Here is a 23,137-nt window from a genome sequence, read left to right on the forward strand (position 1 = left end):
GCGCGACGCCGCTGACTCCAGCACCACGCCTCGTTTGGCCGAGAGGCCAACCCTCACCCCTCACGGCTAGTGCCGGATCCATTCAAATGTGAGACCGTCTATGTAACTGAAGGTGCCTGGGCGGCTGCTTTTAGCGATATGGGTGGTTCCGTTGGAACAACTTCCGTTGTGGGGATCGAGCACAGACGAAGATCCGAGACCGAAGCCCGTCCTGGCACGACCAACGACACTCCGCCTCCTGATCACAGTGAAGGCGGCACCCAACCCCTCCGCGCGGTACGGCGAGACGGTCTGCGTCGGGGCACTGGGCATGGACCCGCCCTGGACGGGTTGGATTCGCCTCTACCCGGTTCACTATCGAGACCTCGACGACGAAGGCAAGTTCCACAAGTACGACATCATCCACGTCGACGCACTGCCAGCCGGTCAGGACCAGCGGCGCGAGAGCTGGAAGCCGATCATGGACACCATCACCACCGAGCGGCACATCGCCAGCCGACAGTCGCGTCGAAACCTCCTCGATCCCCTCGTCGAAGACTCCATGTGCCGACTCAACAAACAGGCCCGCGACGACCGGAGCGCACGATCGATCGCGCTGATTCGCGTGGCCGACATCTCGTCTCTTCAGGTCAAGCGACATCCCGGCTGGTCGGCGGAGGACCGCAAGAAGATCGCTGGCTACCTCAACCAGCTCGACCTACTGGAACCAACCAAGCGCAGCCCGCTTCACGCACCACGCTTCAGCGGTGCCTACCGCTATCGCTGCGCAGACCGTCAGTGCCGCGGTCACCAACAGACACTCTGGGACTGGGAGTTCGTCGCCCTACAACGCCGCCTGGGCCAGCTCACCGACGCGGAGGCTGCGGAACAGCTGAAAAACAGATTCCTCACCCAGCTCTGCGCCGCCGACCGCGACGTCGCCTTCTATGTAGGCAACCAAGCGGCAAGACCGCAGTCCTTCAGCATTGGCGGTGTCTACGCACCGAGACGGCCCACCTCGCGATACCGATTCCACGTCAACCGATGACGTCGGTCAGCACGTCGGCATGGCACGCATCCTCGACGCGGCACCAGCACGCCAACTGCTTCCCCGTTAACTCCCGCCGGGCCCGGTCAACAAGGGCCGGCTGCCCCAGCAGCCACTGCCGATAAAGGCGTAACGCCTCCGCCCGATCATGCTTTCGCAGGCTGAACGGGTTGGCCCAGGGAGAACGCCGTAACCCGAACCCCTGCCGACCCACATACACGGCTCCCGGCGGCACTACCGGGTGATAGAGATCCCCCTGCATGCGAACCCGGAGCTGTCCCCCCACGCCGCCAGCGTAATCGCCACCGACTGGATGCTCGCAGAAGCGCGGCGGACGCCTCCGCGGTCGAATACGCCCGGCCCACCGGGCTCCCGAGCACCCGCAGCGCGACCACCCACCGCCGCCCTACGCGAAGAAGGCCCTGACCCGGTGTGAACCACCAGGTCAGGACCTTGATCGTTAGTGCGCCGCCAGGGACTCGAACCCCGAACCCGCGGATTAAGAGTCCACTGCTCTGCCAGTTGAGCTAGCGGCGCTCACCGACAACGGGACGAGACGCTAGCACGCGGACGTCACCCAAACAGGAGGGGGTTCGCCTCACCGCAGTGTCAGCGTGACCTGCCCGGTTGCGACTCCGGACGGCCGGCCTTCGCACGCTCTGCCGGGGACCGGTCCCGGCCGTGACCTTGACGTACCGGTGGTCGTCGCCGGTGTCGGGCGCGGTGGCCGTGTTCAGCGGTCGGTCAGGTCCGGTGATCAGGCGGGTACGCTCGTCACTGCTGCATGCTGCGCCGACGGTGCCATCGGCCGGCTCGGCCGCGAACCCGCGGCGGCTCCGAGCAACCTCGCGCCGATCCAGGGGAATCAACCAGGTGAGCACCCATTCGATGTTGTTGTTCGTGCTCGCCGCTGTCGCGGTCATCGTCGTCGTGCGGTGGGTGGCGGCCCGCACCGGGCTGCCGGCCGCGGCGCTTCTGCCGCTCATCGGCATCGTGTACGCGCTGCTCCCCGGCCCCAACGTCGGCCTTGACCCCGACCTTGTGCTCATGATCGTGCTGCCGCCGTTGCTCTACAGCGCCGCACTGGACTCCTCGCTGTTGGACATCCGCCGGAACCTCCGCATCGTGGTCAGCTTGTCCGTGCTGCTGGTGCTCCTCACCGGGGTACTGGTCGGCATCGGGTTCCACCTGTTCGTCGCCGGGGCGACGCTCGCTGCCGGGATCGCGGTCGGCGCCGCCATCGCGCCGCCCGACCCGGTGGCCGCCCTGGCGGTGGGCCGCCGGGTGAACCTGCCACCGAAGATGGTCACGATCATTCAGGGCGAGGGGCTGCTCAACGACGCCACAGCGCTGACGATGCTCAGCGTCGCGGTGGCCGCCGCTGTGGGTGGTGAGTTCTCGTTCCCGTCCGCCGTTGCCCAGTTCGTCCTGGCGGCGGTCGGCGGGGTCGCCGTGGGAGCGGCAGTGGCCTGGCTGGTACGTCTGGCCCGACCGTTCACCGCGGACCCACTGTTGTCGAACGCCATCTCGCTCGCGACACCGTTCGTGGCCTACCTGTTGGGCGAGGAACTGCACGTCTCCGGGGTGCTCGCCGTGGTGATCGCCGGGCTGATCGTTGGTCACAAGACACCGCAGCTCACCTCGGGGGCCGCCCGGCTGCAGACCAGCGCGGTGTGGCGGCTGGTCGACTTCCTCCTCGAAGGCTTCGTCTTCCTGCTCATCGGCCAGCAGCTTCCCGAAGTCGTCAAGGGCCTGCGTCAGTACGACACGTCGACCATCGTCATCGCTGTCGCCATATCGGTCGGCGTGGTGCTCCTGCTGCGCCCCGCGTGGCTGGTGCTGACCCAGTCCCTCCCCCGGTCGTTGCACACCCGGCTGGGCGGCATTTCCGAGCAGGACGACCCCGACGAACCCGGGAGTGCCCGGCGGATCGAGCGCGCTGACCGCAACGCCCGCCGGCTCACCTCCCGTGAAGTGGTGGCTCTGAGCTGGTCCGGCACCCGTGGCGTGATCAGCCTGGCCGCGATCTTCACCCTGCCGCTGACCACCAACAGCGGCGCACCCTTTCCCGACCGTGACCTCCTGCTGTTCTGCACCTTCGTGGTCGTCCTGGTGACACTCGTCGGGCAGGGCCTGACGTTCGCGCCGCTCGTGCGGATGCTGGGCCTGCGCGCCAACGAAACCGACCAGGCCCGTGTACGCAACGAGGCCCGCTCGGCGGCGGTCGAGGCCGCCCTGGCCCGCCTCGACGAGGTTGCGGCGGCGGAGCCGGACAGCACGGTGGCCGTCAACACCACGCGTACGCAGCTGCTGGCTCGACTGGCGCGCTACCGCGGGCGGCTGGACCTTCTGGAGCAGAGCGACTCATCCGAGTTGCCCACCTCGCCGGAGTACGAGACGGCGCTTCGGGTCCGGCGGACAGCCATCGCCGCGCAGCGCGAGGAACTCGTGCGCTGGCGCGACTCCGGCCGACTGCCGGACGAGGAACTTCGCGTTCTGGAACGTGAACTCGATCACGAGGAGCTGCTACTCCCGAGGCGGGCTTCCAGCTGACCTGCAGGGTGACGGCGCCCAGCCGCACACTACGGCCACCTGATCGACGAAGTCCCGCTGATCAGTGTCGTTGAGAGCGTTTTCCCAGCGCTCGGACCGCCTCCTGAAGGCGGTGACCACGTCGCGCAGCGCCTGCTCCGGGTCGAACGTGTCCATCAGCCACCCACCAGCGGGACGAGCTTGAGGAACGTGATCCGGGACCCCGCGTGCAGGTGGACCTTGTCGTCCAGGGCCGTCACCTGCCGGTCGTCGACCAGCACCACGAAGCCGTTGCGGCCGAACGCCTCGAGCGTCGTCCGGGTCCGCTCCTCCGGATCGACCTGCGCGCCGGACTCGGCGACCTCCAGAAAGACCCGCCGCCGAATCAACTCGTCGAGGCGTACCTCCTCCTCGAAGACGTCCATGGTCCACTCAGGACCATCCGGCGCTCCGGTCACTTCATCGGCGATGGTGATCATCGGCAGGGCGCAGAGGTTAACTGAGCACTCCGACAGCGTTTCGCTCTCGTTCCACCGCCGTTCAGCCGCTGAACGGGGCGCGATTGATCCGTCGTAGGCCGGGTAGCTGAACAGCATGCGACTACCAACCCTGGCCAGGACCGCGGCAGCGGTCACTGTGACAGCCGCCGCCGGGGCGACGGTCACCGACGCTTCCTCACGCTGGTACCAACGGCTACGCAAGCCGACCTGGCAACCCCCGCCCGTGGCGTTCCCGCTGGTATGGACGCCGCTGTACGCCCTGATCGCGGTGGCCGGCGCCCGCGTGCTGGACCGCACCAGCGAAACCGACCGCGCCGCGTTCACCCGTGCCTACGGGCTCAACCTGGCCCTCAACTTCGGTTGGAGCGCGCTGTTCTTCAAGGCCCACAGACCCGCCATCGCGCTAGCCGAGATCGCCGCGCTCAACGCCTCCAACCTCGTGCTGCTCCGCCGAGCCTCACAGGCCGACAGCGTCGCGGCCGTCGCACTGGCCCCGTACGTCGCGTGGACGCTCTTCGCGACCGCCCTCAACGGCACCATCGTCCGCCTCAACAGCAACAGGTGAGCCTGCGAGCCGTCACCAGGGCACCACACCGGCGTCCTCGAAAAATCCGCCGGTGGGGCCCCCGTCGGGCAGTGTGGCCAGGCGGATGGCGGTCGCTGCGCCCTCCTGGGGAGTACGCACGCCACGGAAGCCGTTGAGGTCGGTGGCGACGAAGCCCGGGCAGGCGCAGTTGATGAGGATGTTCGTGTCTGCCAGTTCCCGGACGTACTGAAGGGTCACCGCGTTCAGGAATGACTTGGAGGGCGCGTAGGCCACAGCGACCGGACCTGTGGAGGTCTCACCACCGGGGCCGGACTGGCGGGCCAGAGAACCGACGCTGCTGGACATGTTCACAATGCGCGGCGAGGCCGACCTGCCGAGCAACGGCAGCATGGCGTTGGTCACCCGGATGACGCCGATGACGTTGGTCTCCACCACCGTGCGGATGACGGCCGGATCGACGCTGCTCGGCTGCTGCGGCCCGCCGCCGGTGATTCCGGCGTTGTTGACCAGGGCATCGAGGCGTCCGGCGCGTTCGGCGATCAGATCGGCCGCGGCGGCGACACTGCTGTCGTCGGTGACATCCAACGGGACACCGAAGGCGTCGACGCCGGCGTCCCGCAGCCGTGCCACCGCCGCGTCCCGCCGGGTCTGCTCGCGGGCCCCGACACCCACGCTCCAGCCCAGCGCACCCAGGCCTGCCGCGATCTCGTACCCGATGCCCTTGTTGGCCCCGGTTACCAGGGCGATCTTCGTGTCACTCATGTCTTCGACTGTGAGTCATGGCCCGCAAGCCGTCCAAGACCACCTGAGTCATGGGCGATACCCTGAAGGTATCGTCGCGCCTCCGTTCCCGGCTAGGCTCGACACGTGGAGACACGGGAGCTGCGGTACTTCGTCGCCGTGGCCGAGGAGCTGCACTTCGGCCGAGCGGCGCAACGCCTGGGCATAGCCCAGCCGCCACTGTCGCGGGCGATCAGTCAGCTCGAACGCCGCCTGGGCGTCACCTTGCTGAAGCGTGACAGCCGGTCGGTGACGCTGACCGAGGCCGGTGCGGTCCTGCTGCACGAAGGACGAGCAGCGCTGGACGCTGTGGAAGCTGCCGAACATCGCACCCGCCGCGCAGCCCTCGCCGTCACTGGTCGCGCCAGCGTCGTCCTGGCGACCAAGGCGGGAGCGACCAGCGAGTTGCTCGCGAAGCTGCTGCACGCCTACGCCACCGAACCGGGATCGGTCGACGTCGACGTGATGCTGTGTGGCCCCGGCGAACAGGAACGGCTGTTGCGGACCGGCCGTGCCGATGTCGCGATCCTTCACCACCCGTTCGACGACCTGACAGGGTTCGACACAGAGGAACTGCACACCGAGGGCCAGGTCGCCATCCTCCCGGCCGGCCATCCCCTCACCACTCGCAGGAGTTTGCAGCTGAGCGAGGTGACCAAGCTGCCCGACCTGCCTCTACCGCGCTGGCCCGGGAATGACGGCACCTATCCCGACGGCCCAGGTCCTGAGGCGCAGAGCCACTCACAACTTTTCCAGCTGATCGCCCTTGGCCGGACCTTGCTGGTCGTGCCTGACTCCGCCCGATCCCAGTTGAACGATGATCTCGTCGCCGTGCCGATCGTGGACGCGCCGGAAGTCACCACTGTCATCGCCTGGCCCCCGCACAGCCGTTCCCGAGCCGTCGCTGATCTGGTACGAGCCGCAGTCCGCCTCTAGCCGCTGGCACCGCACCTCGTCGCACCGGCGTACGCGAAAAAGGCCCTGAACTGGCAAGGATCTGCCAGGTCAAGGCCTTCATCGTTGGTGCGCCGCCAGGGACTCGAACCCCGAACCCGCGGATTAAGAGTCCGCTGCTCTGCCAGTTGAGCTAGCGGCGCTCGTTCGGCAACGGAGAGAACATTAGCACCCCTCCCGAGCGGCCTCCAATTCGGTTCCCCGGGTCCCCCCTTCGGTCGAGCTTTGCCGGCAAAAGCCCCGAACCGGGCACCACCGTCAAGATCGGGACGTGGGTTGCGGCGTCGATGCGGCACGATGTCCGCCAGGTACGCGAGAACAGAGGTGGGCATGGCACGGTTCACGCGAGCCGGGGCGGTGGTGGGCGCCCTGACTCTGGCGGCGGCGCTGGCACTGACCGGATGCGGCGGCGACGGAAAGAAGCCGGAATTCGTTGGCGGTGCGTCCCCGGACGTGAGCGCCACCCCCGGCTCAGCCGCACCTTCGACACCGAGCACACCGAGTGGGCCGGCGCTCACGCTGAGCCCGGCGAACGGCACGAAGAACAGGCCGGTGAGTACGGAGATCAGCGCGAAACTCCCGGACGGCGGGAAGGTGTCAGCTGTCACGCTGACGGCGGACGGCGGCGGCTCGATCGAGGGCAAGCTGCGTAGCGATGGTTCGTCCTGGGTGCCGTCCGCTCCGCTGAAGTGGGGCACCCGCTACACCGCCACGGTGACGGCCAGCGCGTCGGACGGTACGAGCAGCCAGGGCACCAGCAGCTTCACCACGATGGCCAAGCCGAAGTCGACGATCGGGTCGGGCCTGTACCTCTTCGATGACAAGAGTTACGGGGTGGCCATGCCGGTGGTCACCGAGTTCCACCCGGGTATCCCGAAGAAGGACCGGGCGGCGGTGCAGAAGCGGATGTTCGTCAAGACCGACCCGCCGCAGCCGGGCGCGTGGCACTGGGTCAGCAACGGCACGCAGGCCTACTACCGGGCTCCGGAGTACTGGAAGCCGGGCACCACCATCACCGTGCGGATCGCCCTGGCGGGGATGCCCTTGAGCAACGGCAAGTACGGCGACATCGACCGCAAGGCCACCGCCAAGATCGGCCGCTCGTTCGAGATGAAGGTCGACAACGCCAACAAGAAGATGACGGTGTTCGAGAACGGCACGCCGGTACGCACCATTCCGGTGAGCCTGGGCAAGAAGAGCACCCCGTCGTCGAGCGGCACGATGGTGGTGATGGAGAAGAAGGAAGCCACTGTCTTCGACACCCGCGACGACCCGGATCCGGCCAACCGCTACGTGACCGACATCCAGTTCGCCCAGCGGCTCACCTGGGGCGGCGAGTACATCCACGCCGCGCCCTGGTCGGAGCACGTGCAGGGGCGGCAGAACGTCTCGCACGGCTGCGTGAACGTGTCGATGGCGAACGCCAGGTGGTTGTTCGACAAGACCCGGATCGGTGACCCGATCACGATCAAGGGCACCGAGCGCAGGATCACCGCCGGTAACGGTTGGACGGCGTGGAGCCTGAGCTGGTCGGAGTTCATCAAGGGCAGCGCGTTGCCGGTGCCCAGTGGCGGGGCCGGCCCGGCGGTCTGAGCCGTCGGCCTCGTTGCGCCGGCTCGGCCGTTGGCCGGGCCGGCGTACTCTTGCACTCCCGCCGGTCGATGACGACGCGGCGACCCCCGCACTCCCGGCACGGAGACGAGCCAGGCTCATGAAACGCCGGATAGTAGCAGTATTCGGGCACTATTGACGGCGTGTTTCGGTTCACCCTCGGCAACCGGGGCCGGCTCTGGCGCGTCAGTAAGAGACGATGGGGCAGCGACCACAACTGTGAGGGACTTCATGCGAGCTAGCCAGGACCAGCTGATCAGGCCCGGTGGGCGACGCCGCGTGTTCGCGGCAGGGCTCCTCGCCGTGGCGCTGGCCTTCACCTCGGCCTGCACCGACGGCGACGGCGGCAAGTCGTCCTCGTGGCACGGGGGCGGCGAGAACCCGGCACCGAAGGCCGCGGCGACGATCAGTGAGCCGGCGGCAGACGCCAAGGACGTGGCGGCGTCCACCGGCATCACCTTCACCACGAAAGACGCCGTGGAAACCGCGGTCGAGCTGAAGGACCCCGCCGGCAAAGCGGTCGAGGGCGCCCTCGCCAAGGACGGCAAGTCGTGGCTTCCGGCTGGCGCGCTGGCCTACGGCACGAGCTACACGGCCACCGTCACCGCCAAGGGCGACGACGGGCTTCCGGCCACCGCGACGAGCACCTTCACCACCATGGCCAAGCCCGGCAACCAGGTGCGGGTGAGCAGCTTCCTCGGTGACAACCAGGTGGTCGGGGTGGGCATGCCGCTGATCGTGAAGTTCAGCCGGGACATCCCGGAGGACTACCGCGACGACGTGCAGCGCCGGATGACAGTCACCTCGACGCCGGCGCAGGAGGGGATCTGGCACTGGGTCAGCCCCACCGAGATCCGGTACCGGCCGAAGGAGTTCTGGAAGCCCAACAGCAAGGTCTCCTACCGCGTGCAGGCCGGCGGCCTGCCGATGGGTGCGGGTTGGTACGGCCGCGCAGACCTCTCGGTGGACGTCAAGATCGGCGCTGCGGTGGTCATGACCGTCGACAACAAGACCAAGCGGATGACGGTGACCCGCAACGGCTCTGTGATCAAGACCATCCCGGTCAGCCTGGGCAAGAAGAGCACCCCGTCGTCCAGCGGCACCATGGTCGTCATCGAGAAGCTGCGCAAGACGGTCTTCGACACGTTCGAGGAGCTGGGCCCGGAGGAGGGCTACCGCACCAAGATTGACTTTGCGCAGCGCCTCACCTGGGGCGGGGAGTTCATCCACGCGGCACCCTGGTCCGAGGGCCAGCAGGGCACCACGAACGTGTCGCACGGCTGCGTCAACGTGTCGATGGCCAACGGCGACTGGCTCTTCAAGAACACCCAGATCGGCGACCCGATCACCGTCAAGGGCACCGAGCGCAAGCTGCAGAACGGCAACGGCTGGACCGACTGGAACATGAGCTGGGACGAGTACGTCAAGGGCAGCGCCCTCCCGTACGAGCCTCCGGCCGACCCGGACGCCGCCACCCCGGCCCCGGACGGGGCGGTCACCCCGTCCCCCACACCGACCGCCTGAGCCAGCACACGGAAGCCCCCTCCTCGGAGGGGGCTTTCGCGTCGTCCCCTGTCTGGCCCCCACAACGACTCAGGCCCCCTCCGAGGAGGGGGCCTGAGCAGTGAAATTAACTGGGTGACTGAGGGGAATTGAACCCCCGACAACCGGGACCACAACCCGGTGCTCTGCCAACTGAGCTACAGCCACCATGCCGCCGTCGCCCGGTCGAACGCTCCGGGCGGGGTGCGGACCAATAATAGCCACACCACAGCCAGGCACGTCCAGCGGGTTGCCGGTCAGCGCGGCCGCGGTCAGAGTTCGGCGGCGATGGCCTTGGCGGTCTCGACGTCCGGGCCGGGCAGCGGAACGAAGACGGTACGCCGGTAGTACTCCAACTCCCGGATGCTCTCCCGGATGTCGGCCAGCGCCCGGTGCGCGAGACCCTTCTGCGGCTGGCCGAAGTACACGCGGGGGTACCAGCGGCGGCAGAGTTCCTTGATCGACGACACGTCGATCATCCGGTAGTGCAGGTGGGCGTCGAGGCGGGGCATGTCCCGGGCGATGAAGCCCCGGTCGGTGGCGATCGAGTTGCCGCAGAGCGGAGCCGTACGCGGATCCTTGACGAAGGTGCGGACGTACTCCAGCACCAGGTCCTCGGCCTCGGCGAGGGTGACCGCCGAACGACGGACCTCCTCGGTGAGGCCGGACCTGGCGTGCATCGTCTGCACGACCTCCGGCATCCCCTCCAGCGCCGCCTCGTCGGCGTGGATGACCACGTCGACACCGTCACCCAGCACGTTGAGGTCGGGATCGGTGACCAGTGCCGCAACCTCGATCAGTTTGTCCCTGCCGAGGTCCAACCCAGTCATCTCACAGTCGATCCAGACGAGGAGATCAGCCACCGGGACAGCCTACGCGCAGCCCACGCCTCGCGGCTGCGCGCTCTCGGCGGACCGGACCGCTAGGGTTTCGGGGTGCCAGCAGAACCCGTCGCACCGCCCGCCGTCACCGAAGACGATCCCGGCGGCCGTACGGTCCGTCGCCTGGTCGCGGTGGTGGCCCTCGGCGCTGTGCTGCCAGCGCTGTACCTGCCCGGCCTCGTGCACAACTTCTTCGATCTCAAGATTTACATGTCCGCGATGGACTGGTGGCGCGTCGGCCACCCGCTCTACGACTACGTCCAGCCCGACCGGGTGCAGGGCGAGTTGTACTTCACCTACCCACCCTTCAGCGCGCTGCTGCTGTGGCCGTTCGGTCTGTTACGGCTCGGTGCCACCGTGGCGATCTTCACGGCGCTCACAGTGCTGGCCGTGGTGCTGACCACCCGGTGGCTGGTGACGCCGGTGATCGCCCGACACGCCCTGCCCCGCAGGTTCACCCTGATCGTCGCCGTTCTGCTGGTGCTGGCGGTGGAGAGCATCCGCGAGACGATCACCTTCGGCCAGATCAACATGCTGCTGGTCGTGCTGATCCTGGCCGATCTGCTGTTCGCGGTGCCGCAGGCGCGACGCTGGGCCGGGGTGGGTGTGGGGCTGGCGACGGCCCTCAAGCTCTTTCCCGGCATCTTCATCGTCTATCTGCTGGCCACGCGGCGGTGGCGGGCCGCGGCGGTGGCGATCGCGACCGCGGCGGCGGCGACAGTGCTCGCGGCGGCGATCGCGCCTCGTGACTCGTGGCGGTTCTGGACGCACGAGCTGTGGACCACCGAGCGGGTGGGACGCACCGACATCGTCGGCAACCAGTCGCTTTTCGGCCTGCTCAGCCGGTTCACCGAGCCGGATAAGCCGGACCGGCTGCTCTGGTTGCTGCTGGTGGCCGCGGTCGCCGGCTACGGGCTGTGGCGGGCCGCCCGCGCGGCGCGGGCCGGTGACGCGTTGACCGGCCTGACGTTGACCGGGTTGGTCGGTTCCCTGGCCAGCCCGATCACCTGGACCCACCACATCTACTGGTTCGTGCCGGCGGTGGTGCTGCTCGCCGACGCGGCGTTGAGCGCGGACCGCCCGGACGAGGCACGTCGGCGTCGGTGGCTGGCCGGGCTCGCGCTGGGCATCACCGCCGTGACGATCTACGGCGTGGTGACGTTCCAGGCCTGGGGCGCGGGACCGGTCCGCACCCACGATCCGGTGGACTTCGTCGTGCAGAACACCTACGTGCTGCTCAGCCTGCTGCTGCTGGCGGCGTTGCCGGTGCGCTCGGGGCTCGATGCGGAAAATCGCACCAAATGGACAGACCTCCCGAGTAGCCATGTTCGCCGCTAATCTGTCCTCATCTACCTCAAGCGTCGCTCGGGTAGCACCGCTCCCCCGGTGAGGGTGGCCCGCCGCGTCGGCAGCGCGGCGGGCCACTCGCCGTCTCACCCACCACCACCGGCCGGGCCGTCACCCGACCGGGCCGCCACGGGCCGGGTCGTCGCCCGGTGCGGCCGCCACCGGCCGGGCCGTGGGCTCGTCCACGTCGGCCGGCGGCCAGGCGAGACTCAACGTCACCTCCGGCGGGCGGGGCAGCCGGACCGGTTCGGCCAGGTCGGCGAGGGTGGCCGCGCGGGCCGCGCCGATCGCCGACCGGGCGGGTTCCGGGGCGCCGGAGCCGACCGGGGCGAGTTGTCGGAGCGGCAACGGCGAGGTCGGCTCGGGTTGCCGGGGGCCCAGGCCACTCAGCGAGGTGACCCCGAGCCGGCCGGCGAGCACCGGCACCTGATCCGGCTCGACCACGAAGATCACCTCGCGTGGCCGTAGCGGCCGCAGCAGAAGCAGCGCCGCGCACACCACCAGCAGCACGCCGACCGTCAGCAGACCCCAGGTGGCCGGGCCGGTCCACCCGACCCGCAACTCGGCGTGCAGGTCCAGAGCGAGGTCGCCCTCCCCGTCGGGGCGCATCACCACCAGACTCATGGGTTCGCCGGCGAGGTCGTCCGCGCTCCAGTCCAGCGAACCGATCCCCTCGCGTACCCAGAAGGGTTGGCCCAGCGGCGTGACGGACCCGTCGGCCGGCGCGACGCCCGGGGTGTCGGCGGCCGGTCCGGCCGGATCGAGCCGGACCGGCAGCGGACCCCGGGCCAGCGCCACGCGGCGGACCGTGGCGTGCGGCACCGCCTCCAGCCACCCACGCACCTCGGCGGTGGGCGCCAGACCGATGAAGGCCGGCCCGCCCGTGGTGCGGGCGTCCAGGCGCAGCCGGGTCTGGGCGGTACGCGCGAAGGGCGCCTCCTGCCGCAGCAACCGGTCGAGGTCGGTGACGACGATCGCGTGACCGGGCGTGCGGACCGTTTCGAACCGGGCGGCGAAGGACCCGCCGGGGTCGGCGTGTCGGGTCACCAGCCACAGCCCGCCACCGGCGAACAGCGCCGGAATCCCCACCACCAACAGCAGCACTCCGGCGATCATCCGCACGAACCGCATCCGCACCGTCCCCCTCCGCAGCCAAATACCCGGCCGACCTTACCGACGTACACCGTCTGATCAGGGGATATCCACGGCACGGTCGACATTGGCTGCGGAAAGCACGCTGGCCCGCCGGAAGATCCGGCGGGCCAGCGGGTGAAACAGGGTCAGACCTTCGCGACCGGCTCCCGGCGGGTACGCGTGAACGCCAGCCCGCCCAGCACCAGACCGGCCAGGCCGGCGACGAGACCGGCCACACCGAGGCCGACCGCGAGCCCGTTGCCGTCGTCGTCGTCATCGTCGTCCGGCGAGGCCACTGCCGCGCTGGGCGAGGCCGAACCCGCCGGTGCCGCCGCGGCGGCCAGGGTGAGAACCGGAGCGGGGTTCTCCGGCTCCTCGGCACCCGGCGCCGGCTCGTCGATCCACCGCGAGATGTTGCCGTCCGAGTAGGTCTGCAGGACCTTGAAGACCATCGAGTCGACCTGCGGCAGCGGCCCCATCGAGACGGGGAACTCCTGGAACTGACCCGGCTTCACCCCGGCGTCGGCGGAGGCCGTCCAGGTGATCTTGGAGACGGCCTCGGTGAGCTGACTGCCGTGCACCTCGATCGGCGGATCCACCTTGCGCTTCTCCGTGGCGACCGTCCAGCCGGGCACCGGCATCGTCGACACCGAGCCGACCGGGGCGTTCTCCGGCAGCACGACCTCCAGCTTGGTGGTCGACGCGGTGTCGCTCTCGTTGGGCACCCGGAACGCCACCCGGGCGTAGCCACCCTGGGTTGCCTCCTTCGGGTTCACCGTGACGTGCGCGGACGCCGGTCCGGCGAAGCCGAGCACAGCGGTGGCGGCGGCGGTGAACGCCAGGGCGGCAGCGGCGGTTGCGGTACGCCGGAATCGGGTCATGGGTTTCGCGAACCTCTCTAACGGATGGGCACGGTGGCGGTCACCGTGGCCTGGTCGATGTCGGTCGTTCGGGCGGTGATCTTCAGCTGCCAGTCGCCGGACGTCGGCATGCTGATGTCGCCGTAGGCGTGACTGTCCGTCAACCGCAGCAACGGCACCTCGATCGGCTCGATCCCGGCCGAGGGCAGCGCGGCTGTCGCCTTCCACTCCGCGACCAGCAGTGGCTGGTTGGCCTTGTCGTACGCGTACAGGTGCACCGTGTTGTTGCCCCGCCCGGCCGGGCTCACCTCGACCTCGACGGACAGGAGCGGGCTGGCGAGCCTGGTGCTGAAGAGGCCGGACTCGGCCCCGGCGGACGGCCCGGCCGCGGCGGTGCGCGCGGGCGTGGTCTGCACGAGCGTGGCGGACACGGCCAGCACCACGACGGTGACGGCCAGCTCCACCAGGACCGCCCGGCGCACCGGTACCGGGCGTTGCGCCGCGACGCGGCTGCGCACCAACTTCCGGGAGTACGCGGCCACGGCGATCACAATCGCGAACAGCCCGATCTTGGCGAGCAGCAGGCGCCCGTACGTGGTGTCGAAGAGCGCCTGCGGGGTGGCCACCTCGATCAGCGCCTGAACGGTGCCGGCCAGCAGCAGCGCCGAGACGGCGAGCGCCGCCCAGCGCGACCAGATCGGCAGGATCGCGCCCAGCTCCCGCTCGTCGGCCTGGCGCAGCAGGAAGACGGCGAGCATGAGCAGGCCACCAAGCCAGACCGCCATGCTGCCCAGGTGGACCGCGTCGACCACCACCGAGACCGCCGGCGCCGGGGAGGCCGCCGCGTGCCCGGCCAGCGGCCAGGTCAGCAGGGCGGCGCCGCCGAGCACGGCCAGGATGATCGCGTCCGCGCGGCCGGCGGGCCGGGCCAGCAGCGGGCGGAGCAGGAAGATGGACGCTGCCAGCAAGCCGAGTCGGACCAGGTGGGCGGCGCCGAAGGCGCTGCCGAAGACAGTGCCGAACCCTTCGCCGGTGACGTCGAAGAGACCACCACCGGCCGTGTAGGGCACCTGCAACCACAGGTCGGCGAGGGTGGCGAAGGCCACCAGACCGAGGCCGGTCCAGGCCAGCCGGGTCGGCCCCCGGCGGGAGAGCCGGCGCGGCCACAGGGCGGCGAGCACCAGCGCCGGCCCGACCAGCAGCACCAGACCGGCGTAGCCGAGGAAGCGGGCGACCTTCACCGCCGTCTCCACCACCGGGTTGGCGCGGCTGTCAGTGCCGGAGTCGACGGGTGGGGTCGAGGGCGCGCCGACCGAGTAGGTGAACGCGCCGGAAACCGGGTGGCTGTCGGCGGAGATCACCCGGAAGCTGACCAGGTAGGTGCCGCGCGAGCCGGCCGGGTCCACCGGGATGGTCACGACAGCGTCACCGAACGACGGTTCGCCCCGGTCGGCCCGGGAACCGTCCGGTGCGATGATCCGGATCTTGCCGGGCACCTTGCGGACCGACTCACTGAACGTGAGGACCACCTCGGACGGCCCGCTCGGCACGATGGAGGAGGCGGCCGGGCTGCTGCTCTCCAACACCGCGTGGGCGCTGGCGGAGGTGGCTGGCGCGATCAACAGGGCGACGACGGTGACGAGCAGGCCGGCGGCTGCCGCCAGCCTGGCGGCCCAGCGGCGGGGGGCGACAGTCATGCCGGACATGGTCGCCGATAGGTGTGCCTTTCGGCGACCCGAGGGGGGTGGGGGCGTCGGTGGTCGCACGTCATGAACTGGTAGTCGGCCCGGAACGGAGAAAAGTTCCCGACGTGGCGCAGACCATCCAAGGGTCGAACGACCCTGACGCGCCGCCGGCCGCCGCGTAACCTGGTGTGTCGTGATCCCTGTCCCGCGTGACTCCGGTGCCGTCAGTCCGGCAGAGCCGGCCGACGAGGTCGCCCGGGACCCGGCAACCGAGTGGGCGCTGACCGCCCGCGACGGCGACCCGACCGCCCATGCGGCGTTCGTCCGCCTGACCCAGGCCGAGGTCTGGCGGTTCGCCGCCGCCCTGGTCGACCCGGACAGCGCCGACGACCTGACCCAGGAAACCTACCTGCGGGCGTTCCGGGCACTTCCCGCCTTCGAGGGTCGCTCCAGCGCCCGCACCTGGTTGCTCGGCATCGCCCGCCGGGCCTGCGCCGACCACCTGCGCACTGTCATCAGGCGTCGGCGGCTCGACGAGCGCCTGGCGGCGAACGCGTACACCGACCGACCGCACCCCGACCCGGCCGGCCAGTTCGGCGCCGCCGACCTCGTCCGTCGCCTCGGCCCCGAGCGGCGCGCCGCGTTCGTGCTCACCCAACTGCTCGGCCTGTCGTACGCCGAGGCCGCCGCCGTCGAAGGGGTGCCGGTGGGCACCATCCGGTCCCGGGTCGCCCGGGCCCGGGACGACCTGGTCGAGGCGGTCGGCGACGCCCTGACCGGCTGAACGCGGAACTTCCGGCGCGGACGGGACGACAAATGAGCGTGACACCACCTTCCACCCGGTCGGGCCGTTGGCCACTGGTCCGCCCGTGGCTCGGCATCGCGGCCCGACTCGGCCTCGCCGCCGTCTGGCTGGTCGCCGGCGCGTCGAAGGTCAGCGACCTCGCCGCCTCCGGGCGGGCGGTCAACGCGTACCAGGTGATGCCGTACGACGTGGCGACAGTGATCGGCGCGGCGCTGCCCTTCGTCGAGCTGGCGTTGGGCGTGTTGCTGCTGCTCGGGCTGGCCACCCGGCTTGTCGCCGGGGTGTCCGCCGCGCTGCTGGTGGTCTTCATCGCGGGGATCGCCTCGGCCTGGGCGCGGGGGCTGGCCATCGACTGCGGCTGCTTCGGCAGCGGCGGGCAACTGGCAGCGGGGCAGGCACCCAGTTACCTCCCGGAGATCCTCCGGGACCTGGGATTCTTGGTCTTGGCCGGATTCCTGCTGATCTGGCCACGTACGCCGGTATCGGTGGACGGGTGGTTGTCCGGCGAACCCGTTGTGGAGGACGAGGATGAGTAGTCGCAAGGGGCAGCGGGACGCCGCCCGGGTGGTCCGCGAGCAGTTGGCCCGCGAGCGGCGCCGCCGCCGCACGATCTGGGTCTCCGCCGCCGCGGTCGTCGTCCTGGTCATCGCCGCCGGCATCGGCTGGGCCGTCTGGTCCAGCCAGCGCTCCGACGACTTCACCACCCCACCCGGCGCCAACGCGGAGGGCACCGGCATCGTCACCGGCGGCGGGCCGGTCACCGTCGACGTCTACGAGGACTTCCTCTGCCCGGCCTGCAAGCAGTTCGAGCAGACCAGCGGGTCCACCCTCGAACAGTTGGTGGCCGACAACAAGGCGAAAGTGGTCTACCACCCGGTCGCGTACCTCAACCGCTTCTCCACCACCCAGTACTCCACCCGCTCCTCGGCCGCCTCCGGCTGCGCCGCGGCGGGCGGCAAGTACCACGAGTACGCCAAGGCGCTCTTCGCCCAGCAGCCGCCGGAGGGCAGCGCCGGGCTCACCGACGACACGCTCATCGACATCGGCACCAGCGTGGGCCTCGACCGGGGCTCCTTCGGCAGTTGCGTGAAGGATGGGACGTACAAGGGCTGGACCGAACACGTCACCGACGACGCCAGCCGGAGCAACGTCACCGGCACGCCGACCGTCAAGGTCAACGGTCAACCCGTCGAGAACCCCACCCCGGACGCTCTCACCGCAGCCGTGGCGGCGGCCGGCAAGTGATCCGTACCCTGCTGGGCCGCGCCGGCCTGGTCGCCGCCGCAGCCGGCCTGGCGACAGTGATCAGCGCGGCGCCCGCTGCCGCCCACGGCGCGGACGCACCGGACGGCACCGACTACCGCACCCGGACCACCGGCGTCGCACCGGCACGGCCAGGGCTTGAGGTACGCGTCATCGAGGCGGGCGCCCGACTGGAACTGACCAACCGCACCGGCCGCACCATCGAGGTCATCGGCTACTCCGGCGAGCCGTACCTGCGCGTCGGCCCGGACGGGGTCTTCGAGAACAGCCACTCTCCCGCCACGTACCTGAACCGCACCATCGACGGGGACACCGAACTCCCGGCCGAGGCCGACCCGGCCGCCGCACCCTCCTGGCAACGGGTCGACGACGGCACCACAGCGCGCTGGCACGACCAACGCGCGCTGTGGCAGGAGTCGGCACCACCGGCCGCGGTACGCGCCGCACCGGACCGCGAGCACCGGGTCCGGGACTGGACCATCCCGCTTCGCGACGGCACCGACCCGATGGTGATCGGCGGCACGCTGGACTGGGTGCCGCCGCCGGACGCGTACACCTGGTGGGCCGTGACCATCGTGGGCCTGCTCGCGGTGGGCGCGCTCGGCCTGTTCGCCGCCACCGCCCCGGCCGGCGCCCGCGCGCTGTCCGCGCTCGGCGTGCTGCTGATCGTCGGCGGCGCGCTGGCCGTCGGGTACCCGGTGGGACGGGAGTTGGACGCGGGGGCCCAGGGCGTGGGCGGAGTGCTCGTCGGGCTGCTCTCCGGGCAGATCTGGCCCCTGGTCACCGGCCTCGGCGCGATCGCCGCCGGCTGGTACGCGCTGAGCCGCCGCCCGGCCGCCGACTTCGTGGTCGCGCTGGCCGGAGCCTGCCTGGCGCTCTTCGCCGGAGCGTCGAACGCCGCAGTGTTCGCCCGCGCCATCGCCCCGGTGCCCTGGTCGCCCGCGGCCGCCCGGGTGATGGTGGCGCTCTTCCTGATCACCGGGGCCGGCGCGACAGCCGCCGGCGTCCTGCGCCTGCACGCCACCTCCCGCACCACCACGCCAGCAGTCCCAACTCCAGCCCCCTGACCCCCCCCCCGCGCCCCCAGCCCGCGCCGATCTTGCACTTTGGGTTGGCCATATGCGGCTTTCACCCCGAAAGGCGGGGACAGAAAGTGCAAGATCGGCGGGGCGCGGGCATGGCGCGGGGCATGGCGGGGGTTTGGTCGCTGAGAGCGGGGTTCAGGGCTGGGGGGTGAAGCCGTAGGGCAGTTCCAGGCGGTGTCTGGCCAGCAGGGGCGCGTTGTTGAGCAGGGTGGTGGTGGGGGCGTCCGCGACGATCCGGCCGTCGTCGAGGATCACCGAACGCTCGCACAGCTCCGCCGCGTACGGCAGGTCGTGCGTGACCATCAGCAGGGTCACCGGCAGGCCGCGCAGGATCTCGGCGAGCTCCCGACGGGCCGCCGGGTCCAGGTTCGACGACGGCTCGTCGAGCACCAGGATCTCCGGGTGCATGGCGAGCACGGTGGCCACCGCCACCCGGCGACGCTGCCCGAACGACAGGTGCTGCGGGGCCCGGCCCCGGTGCTCACTCATCCCCACCGCGGCGAGCGCCTCGTCCACCCGGGCGGCCAACTCGGCCCCGCGCAGACCCAGGTTCGCCGGCCCGAACGCCACGTCCTCCGCCACCGTGGGCAGGAACAACTGGTCGTCCGGGTCCTGGAAGACGATGCCCACCCGGCGGCGGACCTCGGCCAGGGTGGCCCGATCCGGGGTGACGGTCAACCCGCCGACGCTCACGCTGCCCTCGGTCGGGGTGAGAATGCCGTTGAGGTGCAGCACCAGGGTGGTCTTGCCGGCGCCGTTGGGCCCGAGCAGCGCCACCCGGTCGCCCCGCGGCACGTTCAGGTCGACCCCCTGAAGGGCGACGTGCCCGTCCGGGTACGCGTAACGAACACCCCGAACGTCCAGCGAGACAGCGGTCTGCACAACACCGATCATGACAGCACGACGGCGGTCGCGGCGATGGAGGCCGCCAACACCGGTACGGTCGCCGCGACCAGCCACTGACCGGCGCTCGCCGCACCCTCGCCCTGCCACACAGCGGGCATCCTCCCGGTGTAGCCGCGGGACAGCATCGCCAGATAGACCCGCTCGCCGCGCTCGAAGGCGCGCAGGAACAACGCCCCGATCCCGGCCGCGAAGCCACGCAGCTGCCACAGGAAACGTGGGTCGTCTCCACGGGAGATCCGGGCCACCCGCATCCGCCGCGCCTCGCCGACCAGCACGTCGAGGTAGCGCAGCATGAACGAGGCGATCTGGGTGAGCACCTGCGGGCAGTGCAGCCGGTCCAGCCCCACGATCAGGTCGCGGGTGGTGGTGGTCGCGGCGAGCAGCAGCGAGGCGAGCACCCCCAGGGTGCCCTTGGCCAGGATGTTCCACGCGCCGTGCAGCCCGTCCTCGGACAGCCGCAGGCCCAGCACCTCGACCCGGTCGCCGCTGCCGAGGAACGGCAGGGCGACCGCGAACAACACGAACGGCAACTCGATCAACGCGCGGCTGAGCAACCACCATGGGCCCACCCGGGCCAGCGCCGCCACCGCCGCCACCAGCACGGCGTACGCGCCGAAGGCCCAGAACGCCTCCCGTGGGGTGGCCACCACGGCGAGGGTGAAGACCACCATCGCCACGATCTTGACCTCGGGCGGGAGCCGGTGCACCGGCGAGTCCGACTCGCGGTACAGCACGTGCCCGTGACCGGCTCCCATCCGCGTACCCCTGTTCAGCTTGTCGTGGCGGCGCGCGACGTCGTCGCCGCGTCATCCTCGGCGGGCGTGGCGTCCCCGGTGGGCGTGGCCGCGTCAGCGTCGGTCGGCGTGCCGCCCCGACGGCGCAGCAGCCAGAACCCGCCGGCCCCGATAGCGAAGGTGACCAGCACCCCGAGCACCCCGGAGAGGCCGGTGGAGACGAAGCTGTTCTCGATGCCCCGTACGCCGTAGTCGGCGAGCGGGCTGTCCCCGAGCTCATGGTCCTTCGCCTGCTGCGCCGGGCAGCTGCCGGCCACGATGTTGTCGTCGGCGTCGACGGTGCAGCCCTTGAGCAGCGAGGAGTCCAACCCGTCCGGGTGGGACGAGGCGTAGTTGCTGACCACGCCGGCGAGCAGCAGGGCGACCAGCAGGCCGCCGGCCAGGAAGGCCCAGGAACGGTTCTTCATCGGACACCTCCGGAGACCGGGACAGCGGGGGTGGTGGGGGTGCGCAGGGAGCGCAGCGCGTACACCAGGTCGGGTCGCACCTTCGCGACGGTGAGCACGGTGGTCGCGGTGATCAGGCCCTCGCCGATGCCGATCAGCAGGTGGGTTCCGGCCATCGTGCCGGCCAGGCCGGCCAGGTTGCCGCCCAGGTCGGTGGTGCCGCCCAGCCAGTACTGCACGACGAAGCCCTGGGACGCGACCACCACGCTGAGCATCGCGGCGACGAACGCGGTCACCGCCAGACCAGCCCGGGTCCGGGGCAGCACCCGCAGCAGCAGCGCGATCAGCGCGTACGCCGCGGCGGTGCCGAGCAGCGCCATGTTGGTGATGTTGAGGCCGAGCATCGCCACGCCGCCGTCGCCGAAGACCAGCGCCTGCACGACCAGCACCACGGAGACGCAGAGCGCGCCGACCCACGGACCGACAAGCATCGCGGCGAGCGCCCCACCGAGCAGGTGGCCGCTGACACCGGCCGTGAAGATCGGGAAGTTGAGCATCTGGACGGCGAAGATGAACGCCGCCACCAGGCCGGCCATCGGGGCCAGCCGGTCGTCCAGGTCGCGCCGGCCGCGCAGAACGCAAAAGGTAAGCGCGGCAAGAGCGAGCGCAGCGAAGATCGCTGCCACGGGACCGTCGATGATCCCGTTCGAGATGTGCATCGCCAGTGTCTCCACGCGACCTCCTACGCGTCAGCGGGCCCGACCGGGCCGGCGTGGGACAGCCTATTTCCCAGGAGTAGTTGTTGCCAGAGTCTGGCAACAGGGCATGGCCTTGATCACCTCTACCTGGTCAGGCGGATGAACGGCGGGTTTCCACCAGCCGACCCCCTGATGATCACCCCCCGCATCCCAGCCAACAGACGTAGCGACGGCCCGCGTCGTCGGTGATGGCGCTGGCCGGCACGGCGGTAGGGTCGGGGCCATGACCTCGCCCGACCGACTCTCCCCCGGTGACCCCGCGCCCGAGTTCACCCTCGCCACCGACACCGGCGACCAGCTCTCCCTCGCCGACCTGCGAGGTCGCAAGGTCGTCCTGTACGCCTACCCGGCCGCGATGACTCCCGGCTGCACCAAGCAGGCCTGCGACTTCCGCGACTCACTCGCCTCACTCCAGGCCGCCGGCTACGAGGTCGTCGGCATCTCCCCGGACAAGCCGGAGAAACTGGCGAAGTTCCGCGAGCGCGACGCCATCACCTTCCCGCTGGTGTCCGACCCGGACAAGTCGGTGCTGACCGCCTACGGCGCGTACGGCGAGAAGCAGCTCTACGGCAAGACCGTCACCGGCGTGATCCGCTCGACGTTCGTGATCGACGCCGACGGCAAGGTCGAGCGGGCGCTCTACAACGTCAAAGCAACCGGGCACGTCGCCAAGCTCCGCCGCGACCTCGGCCTGGACTGACCTGTCGCACCGGGGCGCTACGTTCCGTCAGTGGTCCGATACAAGTACACACCGGAAGCACTGGCCGCCGCTGCCGCCGTCGCCCGCAACATCACCGAGGTGATGCGGTTGCTCGGCGTTCGGGTCAGTGGTGGCTCACACGCGCACATCAGCCGACAGCTCAAGCGGTTCGGCATCGACACGTCGCACTTCACGAGGCAGGCACACAACAAGGGGCGACGTGGCGAACGGCGCATCACCTCCTCGCAGCTCCTGGTCGTGCTGCCCGACGGGTCCCGGCGGACGCCAGGCGCGCGGTTGAAGTGGGCGCTGGGCACGATCGGCGTGCTGGAGGAGTGCGAGGGGTGCGGGATAGGGCCGGCGTGGCGGGGCGCTTCGCTCATCCTGCACGTCGACCACATCAACGGGGATTTCCTCGACAACCGGCCGCCGAACCTGCGAATTCTCTGCCCGAACTGCCACAGCCAGACCGACACCTACGCCGGCCGCCGGAACCGTTCTTCTGAACTTCCCATCGTCGCGACGCCGACCGATGGAGAGGAACGCGAGTCCGGCTCCGAACGCCGACCGGCCACTCGCCAAGAAATTGTCGACGTGTGCGGCCGGGTCGATGCCCAACAGGTGACGGCCACGGCGGCAGCACGACAGTTGGGCTGGACCCCGGCGTATCTGCACAAGATTCGGCGAAGACTGGAGCAGGACGGGGTGTTGAGACCACGTCCGAACCGTGGTTGGCGTTCGAGGGCTCATCGTGAGGCGGTAATAGAACAGGCGCTGGAGCACCCGGATGTCGGGCCGAAGCGGCTGTCCGGCATCCTTCGCGATTTGCCCCGTGGGGGATGCAGAGTTGGTCACGGCACGATCTCGACCATTCTCAAGGAGGCCGGGCTCAACACCGTCGCAGCCAGACACTCTAGACTCAGGGAGTTGGCGGGAGTGGCGTAACGGCAGCCGCGCAGGTCTTAGGAACCTGTATCCGGAAGGATGTGGGGGTTCGAATCCCCTCTCCCGCACAGGCAACACCGATCACATACCCGCGC

The 23,137-nt window shown here is 70.1% G+C and carries 23 protein-coding genes, 4 tRNA genes and 1 pseudogene; 14 read left to right on the forward strand and 14 right to left on the reverse strand.

Annotation, left to right across the window (positions count from 1 at the left end; translation table 11 throughout):
* Positions 1-136: 136 nt before the first annotated feature.
* On the forward strand, positions 137-1,027 hold the full coding sequence (locus ABZU43_RS05820; protein WP_355005669.1) for a hypothetical protein: 891 nt from the start codon (positions 137-139) through the stop codon (positions 1,025-1,027).
* Here ABZU43_RS05820 and ABZU43_RS05825 read toward each other — a convergent pair.
* Both ABZU43_RS05825 and ABZU43_RS05830 read right to left on the reverse strand, forming a co-directional pair.
* Positions 1,017-1,289 (reverse strand): DUF4326 domain-containing protein, encoded by a 273-nt coding sequence (locus tag ABZU43_RS05825; RefSeq protein ID WP_355005670.1) that lies wholly within the window; start codon positions 1,287-1,289, stop codon positions 1,017-1,019. The two genes, ABZU43_RS05820 and ABZU43_RS05825, sit on opposite strands and share 11 nt — an antisense overlap.
* A gap of 202 nt (positions 1,290-1,491) precedes the next feature.
* Positions 1,492-1,564 (reverse strand) — tRNA-Lys (locus ABZU43_RS05830).
* A gap of 351 nt (positions 1,565-1,915) precedes the next feature.
* Here ABZU43_RS05830 and ABZU43_RS05835 point away from each other — a divergent pair.
* Positions 1,916-3,580 (forward strand): Na+/H+ antiporter, encoded by a 1,665-nt coding sequence (locus tag ABZU43_RS05835; RefSeq protein ID WP_355005671.1) that lies wholly within the window; start codon positions 1,916-1,918, stop codon positions 3,578-3,580.
* Between the two features lie 155 nt (positions 3,581-3,735).
* Here ABZU43_RS05835 and ABZU43_RS05840 read toward each other — a convergent pair whose 3' ends face one another.
* Positions 3,736-4,155 (reverse strand): hypothetical protein, encoded by a 420-nt coding sequence (locus ABZU43_RS05840; RefSeq protein WP_355005401.1) that lies wholly within the window; start codon positions 4,153-4,155, stop codon positions 3,736-3,738.
* Between ABZU43_RS05840 and ABZU43_RS05845 the strand changes: the two genes are divergently transcribed.
* Complete coding sequence (locus tag ABZU43_RS05845; protein ID WP_355005402.1) at positions 4,154-4,624, forward strand: TspO/MBR family protein; 471 nt, start codon at positions 4,154-4,156, stop codon at positions 4,622-4,624. The genes ABZU43_RS05840 and ABZU43_RS05845 overlap by 2 nt on opposite strands.
* A gap of 12 nt (positions 4,625-4,636) precedes the next feature.
* Here ABZU43_RS05845 and ABZU43_RS05850 read toward each other — a convergent pair whose 3' ends face one another.
* Complete coding sequence (locus tag ABZU43_RS05850) at positions 4,637-5,368, reverse strand: SDR family oxidoreductase (protein WP_355005403.1); 732 nt, start codon at positions 5,366-5,368, stop codon at positions 4,637-4,639.
* A 105-nt stretch (positions 5,369-5,473) separates the two neighbouring features.
* On the opposite strand from ABZU43_RS05850, the gene ABZU43_RS05855 reads away from it, so the two are divergent.
* Positions 5,474-6,322 (forward strand): LysR family transcriptional regulator, encoded by an 849-nt coding sequence (locus tag ABZU43_RS05855; RefSeq protein WP_355005404.1) that lies wholly within the window; start codon positions 5,474-5,476, stop codon positions 6,320-6,322.
* Between the two features lie 85 nt (positions 6,323-6,407).
* Here the strand turns inward: ABZU43_RS05855 and ABZU43_RS05860 are convergent.
* Positions 6,408-6,483, reverse strand: a tRNA-Lys gene (locus ABZU43_RS05860).
* Positions 6,484-6,670: 187 nt separating this feature from the next.
* Between ABZU43_RS05860 and ABZU43_RS05865 the strand changes: the two genes are divergently transcribed.
* Positions 6,671-7,933, forward strand: a complete 1,263-nt coding sequence (locus ABZU43_RS05865; RefSeq protein WP_355005405.1) for an Ig-like domain-containing protein — start codon at positions 6,671-6,673, stop codon at positions 7,931-7,933.
* A 249-nt stretch (positions 7,934-8,182) separates the two neighbouring features.
* On the forward strand, positions 8,183-9,475 hold the full coding sequence (locus ABZU43_RS05870) for an Ig-like domain-containing protein (protein WP_355005406.1): 1,293 nt from the start codon (positions 8,183-8,185) through the stop codon (positions 9,473-9,475).
* A 113-nt stretch (positions 9,476-9,588) separates the two neighbouring features.
* Here the strand turns inward: ABZU43_RS05870 and ABZU43_RS05875 are convergent.
* Together ABZU43_RS05875 and orn are read right to left on the reverse strand one after the other, a co-directional pair.
* A tRNA-His gene (locus ABZU43_RS05875) sits at positions 9,589-9,661 on the reverse strand.
* 104 nt (positions 9,662-9,765) lie between these two features.
* Complete coding sequence (gene orn, locus ABZU43_RS05880) at positions 9,766-10,356, reverse strand: oligoribonuclease (RefSeq protein ID WP_355005407.1); 591 nt, start codon at positions 10,354-10,356, stop codon at positions 9,766-9,768.
* 72 nt (positions 10,357-10,428) lie between these two features.
* On the opposite strand from orn, the gene ABZU43_RS05885 reads away from it, so the two are divergent.
* Positions 10,429-11,712, forward strand: coding sequence for a glycosyltransferase 87 family protein (locus ABZU43_RS05885; RefSeq protein ID WP_355005408.1), 1,284 nt, complete (start codon positions 10,429-10,431; stop codon positions 11,710-11,712).
* Positions 11,713-12,001: 289 nt separating this feature from the next.
* Here the strand turns inward: ABZU43_RS05885 and ABZU43_RS05890 are convergent.
* The 3 genes and pseudogenes from ABZU43_RS05890 to ABZU43_RS05900 all read right to left on the reverse strand — a co-directional run.
* Positions 12,002-12,309, reverse strand: a pseudogene (locus ABZU43_RS05890) (hypothetical protein); the annotation flags it as partial.
* Between the two features lie 692 nt (positions 12,310-13,001).
* Complete coding sequence (locus ABZU43_RS05895; protein ID WP_355005409.1) at positions 13,002-13,736, reverse strand: YcnI family protein; 735 nt, start codon at positions 13,734-13,736, stop codon at positions 13,002-13,004.
* Between the two features lie 17 nt (positions 13,737-13,753).
* The gene (locus ABZU43_RS05900; RefSeq protein WP_355005410.1) at positions 13,754-15,421 is read right to left on the reverse strand and encodes a copper resistance protein CopC; all 1,668 of its coding nucleotides are present in this window, start codon (positions 15,419-15,421) and stop codon (positions 13,754-13,756) included.
* 172 nt (positions 15,422-15,593) lie between these two features.
* On the opposite strand from ABZU43_RS05900, the gene ABZU43_RS05905 reads away from it, so the two are divergent.
* From ABZU43_RS05905 to ABZU43_RS05920, 4 genes are read left to right on the forward strand one after another with little or no spacing between them, the layout of a single operon-like run.
* The gene (locus tag ABZU43_RS05905; RefSeq protein WP_355005411.1) at positions 15,594-16,184 is read left to right on the forward strand and encodes a sigma-70 family RNA polymerase sigma factor; all 591 of its coding nucleotides are present in this window, start codon (positions 15,594-15,596) and stop codon (positions 16,182-16,184) included.
* 32 nt (positions 16,185-16,216) lie between these two features.
* The gene (locus ABZU43_RS05910) at positions 16,217-16,741 is read left to right on the forward strand and encodes a MauE/DoxX family redox-associated membrane protein (RefSeq protein WP_355005412.1); all 525 of its coding nucleotides are present in this window, start codon (positions 16,217-16,219) and stop codon (positions 16,739-16,741) included.
* Positions 16,734-17,450, forward strand: a complete 717-nt coding sequence (locus ABZU43_RS05915; RefSeq protein ID WP_355005413.1) for a thioredoxin domain-containing protein — start codon at positions 16,734-16,736, stop codon at positions 17,448-17,450. Before ABZU43_RS05910 ends, ABZU43_RS05915 begins: the two co-directional genes overlap by 8 nt.
* Positions 17,447-18,535, forward strand: a complete 1,089-nt coding sequence (locus ABZU43_RS05920; protein WP_355005414.1) for a hypothetical protein — start codon at positions 17,447-17,449, stop codon at positions 18,533-18,535. The genes ABZU43_RS05915 and ABZU43_RS05920 overlap by 4 nt, the downstream gene beginning before the upstream one ends.
* A 153-nt stretch (positions 18,536-18,688) precedes the next feature.
* Here ABZU43_RS05920 and ABZU43_RS05925 read toward each other — a convergent pair whose 3' ends face one another.
* The 4 genes from ABZU43_RS05925 to ABZU43_RS05940 are packed head-to-tail and all read right to left on the reverse strand — an operon-like array spanning position 18,689 to position 21,373.
* Positions 18,689-19,447: an ABC transporter ATP-binding protein gene (locus ABZU43_RS05925; protein WP_355005415.1), complete on the reverse strand. Its 759-nt coding sequence runs from the start codon at positions 19,445-19,447 to the stop codon at positions 18,689-18,691.
* On the reverse strand, positions 19,444-20,214 hold the full coding sequence (cbiQ, locus tag ABZU43_RS05930; protein WP_355005416.1) for a cobalt ECF transporter T component CbiQ: 771 nt from the start codon (positions 20,212-20,214) through the stop codon (positions 19,444-19,446). The genes ABZU43_RS05925 and cbiQ overlap by 4 nt, the downstream gene beginning before the upstream one ends.
* Positions 20,215-20,228: 14 nt before the next feature.
* Positions 20,229-20,660: a PDGLE domain-containing protein gene (locus ABZU43_RS05935; protein WP_355005417.1), complete on the reverse strand. Its 432-nt coding sequence runs from the start codon at positions 20,658-20,660 to the stop codon at positions 20,229-20,231.
* Positions 20,657-21,373: an energy-coupling factor ABC transporter permease gene (locus ABZU43_RS05940; RefSeq protein ID WP_355005418.1), complete on the reverse strand. Its 717-nt coding sequence runs from the start codon at positions 21,371-21,373 to the stop codon at positions 20,657-20,659. Before ABZU43_RS05940 ends, ABZU43_RS05935 begins: the two co-directional genes overlap by 4 nt.
* Positions 21,374-21,620: 247 nt before the next feature.
* Here ABZU43_RS05940 and bcp point away from each other — a divergent pair, with 247 nt between their 5' ends.
* The 3 genes from bcp (at position 21,621) to ABZU43_RS05955 (ending at position 23,110) form a co-directional block, all read left to right on the forward strand.
* On the forward strand, positions 21,621-22,097 hold the full coding sequence (gene bcp / locus ABZU43_RS05945) for a thioredoxin-dependent thiol peroxidase (RefSeq protein ID WP_091393498.1): 477 nt from the start codon (positions 21,621-21,623) through the stop codon (positions 22,095-22,097).
* Between the two features lie 99 nt (positions 22,098-22,196).
* Positions 22,197-23,042, forward strand: a complete 846-nt coding sequence (locus tag ABZU43_RS05950; RefSeq protein WP_355005419.1) for a hypothetical protein — start codon at positions 22,197-22,199, stop codon at positions 23,040-23,042.
* Positions 23,028-23,110, forward strand: a tRNA-Leu gene (locus tag ABZU43_RS05955). Before ABZU43_RS05950 ends, ABZU43_RS05955 begins: the two co-directional genes overlap by 15 nt.
* Positions 23,111-23,137: the final 27 nt, after the last annotated feature.

Origin of the sequence: Micromonospora sp. NPDC005205, from assembly GCF_040608275.1 — a bacterium.
Lineage (GTDB): Bacteria > Actinomycetota > Actinomycetes > Mycobacteriales > Micromonosporaceae > Micromonospora.

Bases quoted from the DNA above. Each gene is read 5' to 3' on its own strand.
- ABZU43_RS05910 (WP_355005412.1), top strand. From the start codon at position 16,217: ATGAGCGTGACACCACCTTCCACCCGGTCGGGCCGTTGGCCACTGGTC.
- ABZU43_RS05840 (WP_355005401.1), bottom strand. From the start codon at position 4,155: ATGCTGTTCAGCTACCCGGCCTACGACGGATCAATCGCGCCCCGTTCA.
- ABZU43_RS05825 (WP_355005670.1), bottom strand. From the start codon at position 1,289: ATGCAGGGGGATCTCTATCACCCGGTAGTGCCGCCGGGAGCCGTGTAT.
- ABZU43_RS05870 (WP_355005406.1), top strand. From the start codon at position 8,183: ATGCGAGCTAGCCAGGACCAGCTGATCAGGCCCGGTGGGCGACGCCGC.
- ABZU43_RS05850 (WP_355005403.1), bottom strand. From the start codon at position 5,368: ATGAGTGACACGAAGATCGCCCTGGTAACCGGGGCCAACAAGGGCATC.
- ABZU43_RS05895 (WP_355005409.1), bottom strand. From the start codon at position 13,736: ATGACCCGATTCCGGCGTACCGCAACCGCCGCTGCCGCCCTGGCGTTC.
- cbiQ (WP_355005416.1), bottom strand. From the start codon at position 20,214: ATGGGAGCCGGTCACGGGCACGTGCTGTACCGCGAGTCGGACTCGCCG.
- ABZU43_RS05845 (WP_355005402.1), top strand. From the start codon at position 4,154: ATGCGACTACCAACCCTGGCCAGGACCGCGGCAGCGGTCACTGTGACA.
- ABZU43_RS05935 (WP_355005417.1), bottom strand. From the start codon at position 20,660: ATGAAGAACCGTTCCTGGGCCTTCCTGGCCGGCGGCCTGCTGGTCGCC.
- bcp (WP_091393498.1), top strand. From the start codon at position 21,621: ATGACCTCGCCCGACCGACTCTCCCCCGGTGACCCCGCGCCCGAGTTC.
- ABZU43_RS05915 (WP_355005413.1), top strand. From the start codon at position 16,734: ATGAGTAGTCGCAAGGGGCAGCGGGACGCCGCCCGGGTGGTCCGCGAG.
- ABZU43_RS05925 (WP_355005415.1), bottom strand. From the start codon at position 19,447: ATGATCGGTGTTGTGCAGACCGCTGTCTCGCTGGACGTTCGGGGTGTT.
- ABZU43_RS05835 (WP_355005671.1), top strand. From the start codon at position 1,916: ATGTTGTTGTTCGTGCTCGCCGCTGTCGCGGTCATCGTCGTCGTGCGG.
- ABZU43_RS05865 (WP_355005405.1), top strand. From the start codon at position 6,671: ATGGCACGGTTCACGCGAGCCGGGGCGGTGGTGGGCGCCCTGACTCTG.
- ABZU43_RS05900 (WP_355005410.1), bottom strand. From the start codon at position 15,421: ATGTCCGGCATGACTGTCGCCCCCCGCCGCTGGGCCGCCAGGCTGGCG.